This window comes from Polaribacter sp. M10 (assembly GCF_054968445.1).
Genome location: NZ_JBSSBG010000013.1, coordinates 40,245 through 53,948 on the forward strand (window position 1 = coordinate 40,245; position 13,704 = coordinate 53,948).

13 protein-coding genes are annotated in these 13,704 nt (G+C 28.6%); 4 read left to right on the top strand and 9 right to left on the bottom strand.

Features of this window, described 5'->3' with window-relative positions:
- Positions 1-54: 54 nt before the first annotated feature.
- The 5 genes from ACWYN7_RS11970 to ACWYN7_RS11990 all read right to left on the bottom strand — a co-directional run bounded on the left by ACWYN7_RS11970 (position 55) and on the right by ACWYN7_RS11990 (position 3,957).
- Positions 55-855, bottom strand: a complete 801-nt coding sequence (locus ACWYN7_RS11970; protein WP_462860210.1) for a type 1 glutamine amidotransferase domain-containing protein — start codon at positions 853-855, stop codon at positions 55-57.
- Positions 856-931: 76 nt separating this feature from the next.
- Positions 932-1,516, bottom strand: a complete 585-nt coding sequence (locus ACWYN7_RS11975; RefSeq protein WP_462860211.1) for a Crp/Fnr family transcriptional regulator — start codon at positions 1,514-1,516, stop codon at positions 932-934.
- Positions 1,517-1,611: 95 nt separating this feature from the next.
- A complete protein-coding gene (locus ACWYN7_RS11980) occupies positions 1,612-2,130 on the bottom strand; it encodes an OmpH/Skp family outer membrane protein (protein ID WP_462860212.1) in 519 nt (172 codons plus the stop codon).
- Between the two features lie 79 nt (positions 2,131-2,209).
- Positions 2,210-3,133, bottom strand: coding sequence for a tRNA (adenosine(37)-N6)-dimethylallyltransferase MiaA (miaA, locus tag ACWYN7_RS11985; RefSeq protein WP_462860213.1), 924 nt, complete (start codon positions 3,131-3,133; stop codon positions 2,210-2,212).
- The gene (locus ACWYN7_RS11990) at positions 3,130-3,957 is read right to left on the bottom strand and encodes an ion transporter (protein ID WP_462860214.1); all 828 of its coding nucleotides are present in this window, start codon (positions 3,955-3,957) and stop codon (positions 3,130-3,132) included. The genes miaA and ACWYN7_RS11990 overlap by 4 nt, the downstream gene beginning before the upstream one ends.
- Positions 3,958-4,147: 190 nt before the next feature.
- On the opposite strand from ACWYN7_RS11990, the gene ACWYN7_RS11995 reads away from it, so the two are divergent.
- From ACWYN7_RS11995 to ACWYN7_RS12010, 4 genes are all read left to right on the top strand, one after another.
- The gene (locus tag ACWYN7_RS11995; RefSeq protein ID WP_462860215.1) at positions 4,148-4,792 is read left to right on the top strand and encodes a DUF4331 family protein; all 645 of its coding nucleotides are present in this window, start codon (positions 4,148-4,150) and stop codon (positions 4,790-4,792) included.
- A 31-nt stretch (positions 4,793-4,823) separates the two neighbouring features.
- The gene (locus ACWYN7_RS12000) at positions 4,824-5,378 is read left to right on the top strand and encodes a DUF4331 family protein (protein ID WP_462860216.1); all 555 of its coding nucleotides are present in this window, start codon (positions 4,824-4,826) and stop codon (positions 5,376-5,378) included.
- A 129-nt stretch (positions 5,379-5,507) separates the two neighbouring features.
- The gene (locus tag ACWYN7_RS12005; protein ID WP_462860217.1) at positions 5,508-6,803 is read left to right on the top strand and encodes a tetratricopeptide repeat protein; all 1,296 of its coding nucleotides are present in this window, start codon (positions 5,508-5,510) and stop codon (positions 6,801-6,803) included.
- A 24-nt stretch (positions 6,804-6,827) separates the two neighbouring features.
- Positions 6,828-9,056: a TonB-dependent receptor gene (locus ACWYN7_RS12010; RefSeq protein WP_462860218.1), complete on the top strand. Its 2,229-nt coding sequence runs from the start codon at positions 6,828-6,830 to the stop codon at positions 9,054-9,056.
- Between the two features lie 223 nt (positions 9,057-9,279).
- On the opposite strand, the gene ACWYN7_RS12015 is transcribed toward ACWYN7_RS12010, so the two are convergent.
- The 4 genes from ACWYN7_RS12015 to ACWYN7_RS12030 all read right to left on the bottom strand — a co-directional run bounded on the left by ACWYN7_RS12015 (position 9,280) and on the right by ACWYN7_RS12030 (position 13,698).
- Positions 9,280-10,194, bottom strand: a complete 915-nt coding sequence (locus ACWYN7_RS12015; protein WP_462860219.1) for an NAD(P)/FAD-dependent oxidoreductase — start codon at positions 10,192-10,194, stop codon at positions 9,280-9,282.
- A 174-nt stretch (positions 10,195-10,368) separates the two neighbouring features.
- Entirely contained in the window at positions 10,369-11,151 is a 783-nt protein-coding gene (locus ACWYN7_RS12020) for an anti-sigma factor (RefSeq protein WP_462860220.1), read from the bottom strand.
- Positions 11,152-11,153: 2 nt separating this feature from the next.
- On the bottom strand, positions 11,154-11,684 hold the full coding sequence (locus ACWYN7_RS12025) for an RNA polymerase sigma factor (protein ID WP_462860221.1): 531 nt from the start codon (positions 11,682-11,684) through the stop codon (positions 11,154-11,156).
- Between the two features lie 64 nt (positions 11,685-11,748).
- Entirely contained in the window at positions 11,749-13,698 is a 1,950-nt protein-coding gene (locus tag ACWYN7_RS12030) for a hypothetical protein (RefSeq protein ID WP_462860222.1), read from the bottom strand.
- Between the last annotated feature and the right edge of the window lie 6 nt (positions 13,699-13,704).

Below are 13,704 nucleotides of genomic sequence, written 5' to 3' on the forward strand. Positions count from 1 at the left end.
CTAAAATAAAGCCTCATTATTAGTAGAGGCTTTATTTTTATAAATTTTAAATTCTTATTTTAATCTTTCTAATAAAAATTCTGCAACTAATTCAGAAGAAGCAGGGTTTTGACCTGTAATTAACAATCCATCTTCTATAGCATAAGCACTCCAATCTGCTTTTTTAGAGTAAATACCGCCATTATTTTTTAGCATATCTTCTACTAAAAACGGCACTACAGAAGTTAATTGTACAGCTTCTTCTTCTGTATTTGTAAAACCGGTTACTTTTTTACCATCAACTAAATAAGTTCCATCAGTTTTTTTTGTGTTTTTAAAAATTGCAGGAGCATGACAAACAGCAGCAACAGGTTTATTGTTGTTGTAAAAGCTTTCTATTAAGTTAATTGAATTTTTATCTTCAGCTAAATCCCATAAAGGACCATGACCACCAGGATAAAAAACAGCATCAAAATCTTCTTGGTTTATGGTTTCTAATTTTAAAGTTTTCGATAAAATTTCTTTAGTTTCTGCATCATTATTAAACCTTACAGTTGCAGGCGTTTGAAAATCTGCTTCATTACTTTTTGGATCAATTGGAGGTTGGCCACCTTTAGGAGAAGCAATTGTAATTGCAATGCCTTTATCTTTTAATAAATAATATGGAGCTGCAAATTCTTCTATCCAAAAACCAGTTTTTTCTCCTGTGTTACCTAATTCATCGTGACTTGTTAGTACAAATAATACGTTTTTCATTTTAGTGCTTTTTTCTGAGTTAATCTTAAATTTTTCTGAAACAGATTTACTTTCTTTTGTGCTTTTTGCACAAGCAGATAACAAAACTATTGCTATAATAATTGTTGATATTTGTTTCATTTGATACTGTTGTTTTTCTTTATGACAACAAAATTACATACAAATGAAACCCTAAAAATTGATGTATGGTAATAAATTAATTTTGCGCTATTTCTTTTCTAATTCTACTTAAACTTTCTGTAGTAATTCCTAGATATGAAGCAATATGAAAGTTTTTTACATTCTGTTCTATATTAGGATAAGTAGTTATAAATGAAAGGTATCTTTCTTTGGCTGATTGAGATAAACTAGCCAAAATTCTTTTTTGAAAACTAGTAAAAGCCCTTTCCATTTTTTTCCGGAAAAAAGTTTCTAATTGAGGAATTTCTTTATAAAGAATCTCCATATTTTCTTTTGATATTTTATATAGCGTAGCATTTTGGATGGTTTCTATATGCATTATTGCTTTTGTAGATGTAAAAAAAGCAGTGTAATCACTAATCCACCAATCATTTATAGCAAATTGTAAAGTATGTTCTTTACCAGAATTGTCTATAAAATAGGTTCTTAAACATCCATCAAAAACATAGTATTGATTAGTTACTATATCACCGGCTTTTAGAATTGTTATCCCTTTTTTTAAAGTAAGTTTTTCTAATTTGCTTTCAATACTCTTTTTTTCATCCGAAGAAAATGAAACATTTTTAAAAATTTGTGATAGAATAGATGTATCAAGGTTCATATAATTTAAGTGTAATTTAAAGTAGAAAGTATTATATAAAAATAAAAAAAAGTCTCATAAAAATGAGACTTTTAAATATTGTTTAAAAGAATAAATTATTCTTTTACTTCTGGTTCTTTAACACCTAATTTAGCCATTACTAATTTAGTGATATCATATTTTTCATCAACATAAGCAAATTCGTTACCAGAAATTGTTAGTATATGAGTATATCCTTGTTCTTTTACAACAACTTTTATAGCGTCGCTTAATTTTTTATACAAAGGTCTCATTAACTCGTTTTGTTTTAATTGCATTAACTTTTTACCATTATTTTGGTATTGATTCATGTTTTGCTCTAAACCTGTTAATTCTTTAATCATTGTTTTTTTCATTAAATCGCCCATTTCTTTCTCTTTTTCTTTAAAATCGGCAACTTTATCTTGATATTCTTTCATTTTAATAGAAAAAGAAGAATCTAATCTTGCACCATATTCTTGGGTTTTTTTAACAACAATTTTGGCCTCTGGCATAATATTTATAATATAATCGCTATTTATTGTACCAGTTTTGGTTTGTGCAATTGATAATGTACTAATAAAAGCAATAAATAGAATTGTAATTTTTGATTTCATGATTGTAATTTTATGTGAAACAAAGATATAAAAGTGAATGATTTACGAAAGTGAGTTGATCATAAAAAAAGTTAAAAATTTAACTTTCTGAAACTAACGTTTCTTCTATGGTTTTAATAATTGTATTGATGTCAGTTTTATAATCAAACCAAAAAGTTTCACTGTCTTTTTTAAACCAAGTTATCTGTCTTTTAGCAAAGCGTCTTGTATTTTTTTTAATTTCAGAAATGGCAAATTCTTTTGTAAAATCGCCTTCAAAAAAAGAAAATAATTCTCTGTAACCCACAGTTTGTAAGGCGTTAAGGTTTTTGTGTTGATGTAATGCTTTGGCTTCTTCTAACAAACCATTTGCTATCATTAAATCTACTCTTTGGTTAATTCTACTATAAATAATTTCTCTATCTGCTGTTAACCCAATTTTAATACTATTAAAATTTCTTGGGGCTTTGGGTTTGTTTTTAAAAGTAGCATAAGGTGTGTTTGTGCCAATACAAATTTCTAATGCTCTCATAATTCTATGCGGATTATCTAAAGCAATAGTATTATATGTTTCTAGATCTAACTTTTTTAGCTTTTCTTGCAAAGACTCAATTCCTTTTTCTTCTAATTCTTTGGTTAAATCTATTCTGATTTGTTTATCCACTTCAGGAAAATAATCTAAACCTTTTAAAACAGCATCAACATATAATCCACTGCCACCTACCATAATTTGTACAGGATTTTCTTTAAAAAGATTTTCTAATTTGGTTAAAGCATCTCTTTCAAATTGCCCCACATTATAGTCGTTAAAAATACTTCTGTCTTGTATAAAATGATGTTTTGCAGCCGCCAATTCTTCTGGTTCTGGCACAGCAGTTCCTATGGTCATTTCTTTATAAAACTGTCTAGAATCGCAAGAAATAATATCACTTTTAAAATGATTTGCCAATAGAATACTTAAAGCTGTTTTACCAATGGCAGTAGGACCAACAATAGTAATTAAGGTGTTTTTATGTTTTGTCATTCGTTTAAAATACTACCACAATGATAACAAAAAGTGGCGTTTTCTTTATGATTATCTTTTAAACAATTTGGGCAAGATTGCGTATTTGTATGATGTTCGTGAGCAGTTTTAGACATTTCTGAACTCACAATACCTGTGGGAATTGCAATAATAGAATAACCTAAAATCATAATAACACTTGCAATTAATTGCCCTAAAGGAGTTTGTGGAGCAATGTCTCCAAAGCCAACAGTAGTTAAAGTAACAATTGCCCAATAAATACTTTTCGGAATATTTGTAAAACCATTTTCAGCACCTTCTATCATATACATTACTGTTCCTAAAATGATACAAACAATTAAAACAAAAAATAGAAAAACAGCAATTTTAGCTCTACTCGCTTTTAAAGCTAAAAGTAATTTATTAGAAGCACCAATATATCTGGCTAATTTTAAAATTCTAAAAACTCTAAGCAAACGTAAAGCTCTTAAAGCTAATAAACCTTGAGAACCAACAAAAATAAAAGAAAAGTAAATGGGGATGGTTGATAAAAAATCGATGATACCATAAAAACTAAAAACATATTTGAGTGGTTTTTTTATAGAAATGATTCTTAAAATATACTCAATACTAAACAAAATGGTAAAAATCCATTCACCAATATATAAGGCATTATGATATTTTGCATCAAAGCTTTCGACACTTTCTAGCATTACCAATAGTATACTAGCAATAATGGCAATCAATAAAATAACATCAAATAATTTGCCTTCTGGAGTATCTGCTTCATAAATTATTTCATGAAGGCGAAATTTCCAAGATTTATTTTTAGTAGAATTCTTCAATTTTTATTAAAATTTCTGATACAATACTACAAATATTTAGTGGATTTATAATTTTTTTTACCTCATTTTCTCTTTGTTTATAAGGAATTTGATTTTTTTTTGAAAAAAAACAAACTTTTTTAAAACCGTAATTACAATTACCTCGTAAGTATATGTGAGATTCAATTAAAAATAACTTAAAACTCACACAATGAAAAAAACAAAAATTTTAGTAGCAACCGTTTTCGTAGCGATAATCGGTTTAATTACAATTGCAGCAGATCATATAGATGCACCTGCAGTAAGTGGAACATCAGCAGACATTACAGACTTTTATGCTTTTCAAGGAGAAGACACAAACAATTTAGTATTTGTAGCAAACGTACAAGGATTATTAAGTCCGGATGCAACAACATCAGCTTCTTTTAGTGAAAATGTTATGGTAGAATTTAATATTGATACTAATGATGATAAAGTAGAAGACTTAGTTATACAAGCAATACCAAGAGATGGAAAAATGTATTTCTTTGGTCCTTATGCACCTTCAAACCCTGGATTAAATAGTACAATTAATGAAATGGCTACAAAATCTGAAGTAGCAATATCATCATCATCTGCAATTGTTGCCAATCAAAATGGAATGAAATTTTTTGCAGGTCCAAGAGATGACCCTTTCTTTATGGATTTTGCTCAATATGGCGAAATTATAGCAGGAAATGCGACTGGTTTTAACAGTCCTGGTTCAGATACTTTTGCGGGTACAAATGTAATGTCTATTGTAGTAGAAGTGCCAAAAAGTGCAATAGGTGGCTCTGGTACAATTAATACTTGGGTAGAAGCAAAATCAAAACAATAAAAAACTAACAAATAATTTAAACAATAATATTATGAAAATTTCAAAAATAAAATATTTAGCAATTGCAGCCTTTTCTTTACTAATGGTGAGCTGTAATGATAATGATTCTGATATGATGGAAATGAGTGTAGATTTCTCAGGAACTTACGTTCAAGAAGATCAAATGGGTAGACCAGCAGTAAACACAGTTTTTGTTTCTGCAGCAAGTAAAGATGCTTTTAACACAACAATACCTTCTGAACAAGGAGCAATGTTTCAATCGATGTTTCAAACTAATTTAACAGGTTTAAGTCCTGCTTATGCAAATGATGGTGATGCAAATGCTTTAGGTTTAGACGCTGCTACTTTTACAGGTTTATTAGCTACAGACGTTTTAAATGTGTCTTTAGATGGTACTACAACATTTTATGATGGTACAAACGTTTTAACAGGTAGAGCTTTAGCAGATGATGTAATTACTGTTGAATTATTATTGATTTTTGGTGGAGAAGATTTCTCCGAAAACCCAAGTTTATCTAATGATAATGTAGATGCCAATGACAAAGAGTTTTTAACTTCTTTCCCTTATTTAGCAGCTCCTTGGTAGAATTATAGGTTAAAATTCTCTTAAACGAATTCCCCCCAAATTCGATTCAAAATAAAATCAACCCCTAAAAAAAATACTGGCGTAGTAAAATACGCCAGTTATTAAAATACTAACTTAAAACTACAAATCATGAAATACATCCAACTTATTTTAGTATTTGTAACTTTTTATATAACAATCAGTTGCAATAAAGAACAAACCAAACAAATAACAAATCCATATGAATACCAAGCGTATTTAGAATTAAATAAAAACAGCGCCTTAGAAAGTATAAATAAAGAATTAAATTTTTGGGCAAACAAGTTAGAAAAATCACCTAATCAATATCCTTATCATTCAAAAATAGCTAGTGCAAATGCTCAAATTTTTAAATTAACAGGTAATATTAATCAACTTAAAGAAGCCGAAGAAAATTTATTAGCCGCTAACCAAAAAACAAATTTTAATAACGCTGGCTATTTAAGAAGTTTAGCAAGGAATTATATTTCTCAACATCGTTTTAAAGAAGCTTTAGACTTATTAACTAAAGCTGAAAAAAATGGAGAAAATTTAAAGCAGACCCATTTTATGTTGGTTGATGTACATCTAGAATTAGGAAATTATAATGAAGTAGCTACATATTTATCCAAAGTAAAAAACTTTAATAATTTTGATTATTTAATAAGACTTTCTAAATACAATGATCATTTAGGAAATTTAGATAATGCCATTAAATTTTTAGAAAGTGCTTTAAAAATTGCAAAATCTACCAATAATAAAACTTTAATTCAGTGGAACTACACAAATCTTGCAGATTATTATGGACATGCAGGTAGAATTAAAGATTCTTATAATGCTTATATAAATGCATTAAAAATTAACCCAAACAATACTTACGCAAAAAAAGGAATTGCATGGATTGTGTATTCTTATGAGAGAAATCCAGAAGAAGCCTTAAGAATTTTAAATGCAATTCAAAAAGAAAACACTTCTCCAGATTACTTTTTATTAAAGCTAGAAATTGCAGATTTTATGGGGAATGTTGCTGAAAAAGAAAAGCAAACCAAAAAATATTTAGAAGCTGTTTCTAACGAAAAATATGGTGCAATGTATGCCAAATACAACGTTATTTTATTTGCTGATAGTAATGATAAAAAGAAGGAAGCCATAGAAATTGCAAAAAAAGAGGTTAAAGAAAGACCTACAGCACAATCTTACGATTTATTGGCTTGGGCTTATTATAAAAATGGTGAAACTAAAAAAGCATTACAGATTTCAGAAAAACATGTTATTGGTAAAACTTTTGAGCCAGAAGCTTTGTTACACACTGCTTTTATTTTAAAACATAATGGTAAAATACTAGAAGCTAAAGAGATAAAAAATGAGTTATTAGAAAGTGTTTATGAGTTAGGTCCTTTAACAGAAATTGAGGTGAAAAACATATAGATTCGCGAAAAATTTTATAAAAAAATGAAAAATAGATTCATATTATTCGTGGTTTTTATCTTCAGTTTGCAAACTATAGGACAAACTTTAAAAGGAAAAATTATAAATCCGTTTAATGAGCCTTTAGAAAATGTTTATGTGGTAAACGAAGCATCTAATACACATACACATACCAACGAAAATGGAAATTTTACGTTAGACAAAATACAGATTAATACTAGCATTAAAGTTAGTATTCTTGGATACGAAAAAATGACATTTAAAGTGATGCCAAACCATATAAAAAATGGAATAACAATCACTTTAACAACCAAAACTTTTCAATTAGAAGAACTGGTTTTGCGTAAAGAAATAAATGCTTTACAAACTATTGCAAGAGTAGATTTACAATTAAACCCGGTAAATAATTCGCAAGAAATATTAAGAAAAGTGCCAGGTTTATTTATTGGTCAACATGCAGGAGGAGGGAAAGCTGAACAAATTTTTTTAAGAGGTTTTGATATAGATCATGGAACAGATATTACCCTTTCTGTAGATGGTATGCCTATAAATATGGTTTCGCATGCACATGGTCAAGGTTATTCAGATTTGCATTTTGTAATTCCAGAAACCATTAAAAATATCGATTTTGGTAAAGGACCTTATTATGCAAATCAAGGTGATTTTAACACAGCTGGTTATGTAAATTTTGCGACAAAAACTGCCATAAATAAAAATATGATTTCTGTGGGTTATGGAGATTTTAACTCATTAAGAACTGTTGCAATGTTCAATTTATTAGAAAATGCAAAAAATGATGATGCTTATGTAGCTCTAGAATATATTGAGTTTGATGGCCCATTTGAATCGTCACAAAACTTTAACAGACTAAATTTATTTGCAAAATACAACACGTATTTAAACGGAAAAGACAAGCTGACTTTAACAGCATCACACTTTACAAGTGCTTGGGATGCTTCTGGACAAATACCAGAAAGAGAAGTTGCAAATGGTAACATTACTCGTTTTGGTGCTATTGATGATACTGAAGGTGGTTTTACTTCTAGATCTAATATAAATGTACAGTTGCAAAAAACTTTAGATGATAGCTCTATTTTTAAAGCCAATGCATTTTATTCAAATTATAATTTTGAGTTGTATTCTAACTTTACTTTTTTCTTGGAAGATCCTATAAATGGAGATCAAATAAAACAATTTGAGGATAGAAATATCTTTGGGATGAATGCAAAAATCATCACCGAAAAAAAATATGGAAATGTAGAGGCAAAATTTACCAAAGGTTTAGGTTTACGTTTTGATAATATTAAAGACAATGAATTATCGCACACAAAAAATAGGAGTGAGGTTTTAAATAGAATTCAGTTTGGTGATGTGCAGCAAACCAATGCTTATGCATTTTTTAATTCAGAATTTGAAATTGGTAAATTTAAAATATCACCAGCATTAAGGTTCGATTATTTTAAGTTTTTATACAATGATAATTTAAGTACAACTTACGAAACATTGAGTAAAACTAAGGCAATTGTAAATCCGAAGTTAAATTTTTTATACACTCAAAACGATAATTTACAATGGTTTTTAAAATCTGGAATTGGATTCCATTCTAATGATGCAAGAGTGGTTTTACAACAAAATGCTGATAAAGTTTTACCAAGAGCTTATGGTGTAGATTTTGGGAATGTATGGAAACCTTCTAAAAATTTGGTTCTAAATACTGCTTTGTGGTATTTATTTTCTGAAGAAGAATTTGTGTACGTAGGTGATGCTGGTATTGTAGAACCATCAGGAAAATCTGAACGTTTTGGTGTTGATTTAGGAATAAGATATCAGTTAACTAATAATATTTATTTTGATACAGATGCAACTTATACAAAAGCAAAAAGCTTAGAAAACATAGTTGGGGAAGATTATATTCCTCTAGCACCGAATTTTACGATGTCTGGAGGAATATCTTTTTTAAATCTTGGTAATTTTTCAGGCGGATTAAGATATCGATATTTAGGAGATAGAGCTGCAAACGAAGACAATAGTATAATTGCAGAAGGTTATTTTGTGAGCGATTTAAATGTGAATTACAAAGTAAATGATGTAACCTTTGGTGTTGCTATAGAAAACCTTTTTGATGTAGCTTGGAATGAAACACAATTTGCAACAGAAAGTAGATTACAAAATGAGGTAAATTCTGTAGAAGAAATACATTTTACACCTGGTACACCATTTTTTGCAAAAGCAACAATTACATATCAATTTTAGTATGAATACATTGAAAATTGAAAAAGAAATTAGAATAAGAGAAAGAAATATTATTAAAATTAACCTGTTGTTTGGTTAGTTTAGTTGGATGGAAGTGCCTGTTACTTCATTGTAATGGGCATTTTTTAACTTATAAAATTTAAATTAAGTTTGGTTAGTTTGATTTTAGATGAAATGCCTATTGCAATTTGTAATAGGCATTTTTAATTTATAAATCTACTCTTTAAATAGGTAAACTTTCATTTATCAATTCCTTATTTATTGCAGCACCAGCAATTGTTCCAGAAGATGTTGCAATAGAAACAGCTCTAAAAGGAGATGAATTATCCCCAGCAGCATAAACTCCATCAATGTTTGTTTTCTGAAAAAAATCGACTTCAAAATGTCCTGATTCTGATGTTTTACAACTCAATTCAATTGGTATTTTACAATGTTGAATAAAAGGAACTCTAGAAAATATTGCTTCGATTTTAGTTTTAGAACCGTCTTTAAAAGAAATATTTTCTATGTTACCATTTAAATGAATTAATTCTTCAATTTCTTTTTCAACAATTGTAATTTTTAATTTTGATATAAGTTCGATTTGTTCTTCTGTTAATTCTGATTTTCCATTGGTAAATAATGTTAAATTCTTAGACCAATTTTGGATCAAAGTACAAAGTTCAAATGCAGTTTTACCATTGGCGATAATTCCTAAATTTTTGTTGGCAACTTCATAACCATGGCAATAAGGGCAATGTAAAATACTAATTCCCCAAGATTCTTTAAACCCTTTTAGATTTGGCATTATATCTTTAACTCCTGTTGAAAAAAGGACTTTTTTTGCCATAATTTTTTCTTTTAACTTGGTTTCTATTTCAAATCCTTTAGAAATTTTAGAAGTAGAAATTACCAAATCATTTAAAAATTGAACGGTATTGTATTTTAAAACTTGACTTTTTGCTTTTTCAAAGAGTTCTTTAGGTTTTACACCATCTTGAGTAATAAAATTATGCGAATATGGTGTTTGTCTGTTACAAGGTTTACCACTATCAATAATTAAAACAGTTTTTAAAGATCTTCCTAATGTCATTGCTGCAGATAAACCAGCATAACTTCCACCAACGATTACAACATCAAATACTTTTCTTTTTTCCATATTTATTTGATTCTAAATTTTACGAACAAATATACCTAAAATCCAATTAACGCAACTAAGTTGCAATAGTAATTTTGATATAAAGATTTTAAGAAATCATAATTGATTTTTATGTAGTATAAAATCATTCTAAAAATGACATTATAATCAACAATAAAAAAGTGAAAAAAAAATTTAAGATGAAACTGCACCTAACGTGTACAATTGCTCTAAAGTAGGAGAGAGGCTACCACCTTCTGGCTCTAAAGTAATACCAAATGCTTCAGATTCGTTTGCATTTGTAATGGTAAAGATTTTATTATTATCCGCAGTAAAACTGTCTAAAGTACCTAAACTTGTAGGTGTTAAAGGACTTAATTTTAAAGACCAAACTTGGTAAACTTTTCCTTTTGGTGGTTCTGGTAAACCTTTAGCATCTAGGTAAATAGAGTTTGTTTTTTTGTCCCAATATACTTTGGCATAAGAAGTAGGCGAAACTGTTTGCCCAGCTAATGGTACAGAAATGATGTCTTTGTCTCTAAAAATTTCAATCAGTTTTTCAGCAGCCGCTAAATTAGTAGATGCACTATCAATTTGTGCTTCTAACAATTCTTTTTCTGATGCAATTTGTTCTTTTAATTGATTGTTTTTAGAAAGTGTAAAAATTAAAATACTACCAATTAATAAAGAAGCTGCCCAACCAGAATATTGCAACCAATTTGTTTTTGGTTTCGAAATCGGAATAACTTTTGGCTCTTTATCAATTAGCTGATTTTTTATAGTTTCAAAATCATAAGAATTGTCTTTTTTGGCAAAAGCGGTGAGCTGTACAATAGCCTTTTCTATAGATTCTACTTCTGCTTTTACTTCAGGATATTTTTGCATAGCTTCATATACTTCCTGATTTTCTTTTTCAGAAAGGGAGCCTGCAACATAAAGTTCCAAAATTCCAGATGCTATGTATCCTTTACTATCCATTTTTATTCTCCTAACATTGTACGTAATTCGCCAATGCAAGTTCTATTTCTTGTTTTTATGGTACCAAGAGGCATTTCTAATTCTTCTGATGCTTCTTTTTGTGTAAAACCTTTAAAGTATATCAACTCAATTACAGCTTTACATTTATCACCTAATTTAGTTACAAATTCTTTTAAACCAATTGTATTAGTGCTTTTGTCTAAACTACTACTGGTTTCTAATATATCTACGAAAAAATCGGCATTAAGGTTTTGTTTAGACTGTTTATATTTTTTAGATCGCGTATAATCTATGGCTGCATTTCTAGCTATATTTAATAACCACGTAAAAAATCGTCCTTTTTTTGCAGAATAAGTATCTGCTTTGTGCCAAGCTTTTATAAAAACATCTTGGGTAATTTCTAGAGTAACATCATCATTTTTAACAATATTATTTACAACTCCAGAAATACTATCACAATACATATTGTATAGTTTTTCATAGGCTTTAACATCCTTTTTCTGAAATTGTAAAATTAATTGCTCTAAACTCATAGTTTGCTATCGAGGGCTAAAATAACATAAAATAGGTTAATGGTATAATCAATTTAAAAGAAAACTATTTTTTTTCTATAGTAATGTAAGAGTTTTCGGCAATTACAATTTGATTAAAAAACTCTTTTAAAGCAAAATATTCTTCTGGTGTAAACCTACTTTTGTTGATGTTAATTCTAGTATAAATGTTAACAATATTATCCTTTTTTACAATTTTTAAAGTAAATAATCCTCCTTTGTTGGGTAAAGAAATTGCCACTTCTTTGGGCAATTGCGTAATTTTATAAGAGTCTGGTATTTGCAAACTTAATGAAAACCTATTTTTACTGGCATAACCAAAATCTACAGGATAATTTCTTTCTTTTAACGTAAACGGATTTTCTTTTAATCGATCAAAAAGAAAAGGATTTATTCTTGTTTTTTGAGTTAAGTCCTCGTTCATTAAAATGTTTAAACCAAAAGTTTCTTGTAAAGGTTTATCCAAATCGTCTAAACCAATCACTTTGTAATCTTCTACTTCTACATCTGGATTGTCTTCTTCAAATTCGTCTAAATAATCTTCTTTAGACAAAACATTTAGTTTTTCTCTTTGTTTTTTGGCTAAATAGCCTTGCTTTCTAATTAACAAATAGCCAGAAAATTCACCTTCTTCGTTTAAAGTTAACCTTGCAGTTGTATTGTTGGTTGATCTGTATTTTGGTTTAATGTTAATCCAATTACTTTCTTTTTTGTAATTTATAATTCTAGCTTGTCCGTTTAAAGTTCTAAAAGGAACCTCGCCAAAAGGCAAAAATTTATCAGTAGCATCAAGTAAATACTCTTTATCATCTATAGTTGCTTTTACAATTACGTAATTAAAATCAAAAATTACAGGATAAAGAGTGGTTGGCACTCCGTTTTTTCTGGTTGATAATATTATTAAATCTGTTTTAATATCTGCAGCAACTAAGGCATTGTATAAAGATAGATTTATTTCTCCTGCACTACCGACTTTATTATCGAAAGCTTTTTTTACTTTTTCATCTTCAGCATTCCAATATTTATCATTCCAAGTATAATGATCTTGTAAAAACGTATAGATTCTTTTTGCTTTTTCTAAAGGATTATCGAGTGTAAAAATTTCTTGAGGTAATTGTTTTTTAAAGAAACTTTTTTTAGATGTTTGGTTGTTTAAAAATATTTTTCTAAGTTTTTTATCTGCTTGTTTCCAGGTTGTTGTATACTTTTCAATTGTGCCTCTAGGATCTGTGTACGATTCTAAATCAAAAGAAATACGAGATATATAATTCTTTTTACTTAGCATGTAATCTTCTTCTTTAAAAGCAGGAATATGATCCATACCAAAAGAATATACTCTACAAGAACCAGGTCCTAAACCATCTATATCTATACAGTTTTCTTTAATAGAAGGTTCGTTTTTATCTAATTTTAAAAAACCGACAATTCTAATATTATATTTGTAATTCCCTAGAAAAGCGGCATCATATTCACTTTTTATTTTTGGAATATTAGATTGAAAATACCAATCTTTTATGCCTGAATAAGGAGAAATTATGCTGTAAGAATATTCGATAACAGAACCTACTTTTATATTGGGCAGCGTAAAACGATGTGTGGTCCAGTTTTCGGTTTCATTTACCGCAAAAATTTTGTCTTTAGACAACCCAGTTCTTTCTATGCTTCCAATATCAGTAATATTATAGGTAATGGCTCTTATATCTAAAACTTTTTGATCTTTGTATAATTCTAAAGCAACATTAGCTTCATCAAACGCAGTTTTATCTAAAATTTTTATTCTATAATAATAATCTGTTCTTGTTTTATAATCGTTTTTTGGATCTAAATAAACATTGGCATGTTCATACAAAACTACTGCTGCTGCTGTAGAATCTTTTTCATAAACCGTCATTTTTAATTCATCTAAAGTAGTTTGTTCCATTTTAGATGATTTTTCTTGTTGGGCATGTATTACTAAAAAGGAGAATAATAGTAATACTAGGGGTAACTTTTTCATTTTAAT

Bases quoted from the DNA above. Each gene is read 5' to 3' on its own strand.
- ACWYN7_RS11970 (WP_462860210.1), bottom strand. From the start codon at position 855: ATGAAACAAATATCAACAATTATTATAGCAATAGTTTTGTTATCTGCT.
- ACWYN7_RS11975 (WP_462860211.1), bottom strand. From the start codon at position 1,516: ATGAACCTTGATACATCTATTCTATCACAAATTTTTAAAAATGTTTCA.
- ACWYN7_RS11980 (WP_462860212.1), bottom strand. From the start codon at position 2,130: ATGAAATCAAAAATTACAATTCTATTTATTGCTTTTATTAGTACATTA.
- miaA (WP_462860213.1), bottom strand. From the start codon at position 3,133: ATGACAAAACATAAAAACACCTTAATTACTATTGTTGGTCCTACTGCC.
- ACWYN7_RS11995 (WP_462860215.1), top strand. From the start codon at position 4,148: ATGAAAAAAACAAAAATTTTAGTAGCAACCGTTTTCGTAGCGATAATC.
- ACWYN7_RS12000 (WP_462860216.1), top strand. From the start codon at position 4,824: ATGAAAATTTCAAAAATAAAATATTTAGCAATTGCAGCCTTTTCTTTA.
- ACWYN7_RS12005 (WP_462860217.1), top strand. From the start codon at position 5,508: ATGAAATACATCCAACTTATTTTAGTATTTGTAACTTTTTATATAACA.
- ACWYN7_RS12010 (WP_462860218.1), top strand. From the start codon at position 6,828: ATGAAAAATAGATTCATATTATTCGTGGTTTTTATCTTCAGTTTGCAA.
- ACWYN7_RS12015 (WP_462860219.1), bottom strand. From the start codon at position 10,194: ATGGAAAAAAGAAAAGTATTTGATGTTGTAATCGTTGGTGGAAGTTAT.
- ACWYN7_RS12020 (WP_462860220.1), bottom strand. From the start codon at position 11,151: ATGGATAGTAAAGGATACATAGCATCTGGAATTTTGGAACTTTATGTT.
- ACWYN7_RS12025 (WP_462860221.1), bottom strand. From the start codon at position 11,684: ATGAGTTTAGAGCAATTAATTTTACAATTTCAGAAAAAGGATGTTAAA.
- ACWYN7_RS12030 (WP_462860222.1), bottom strand. From the start codon at position 13,698: ATGAAAAAGTTACCCCTAGTATTACTATTATTCTCCTTTTTAGTAATA.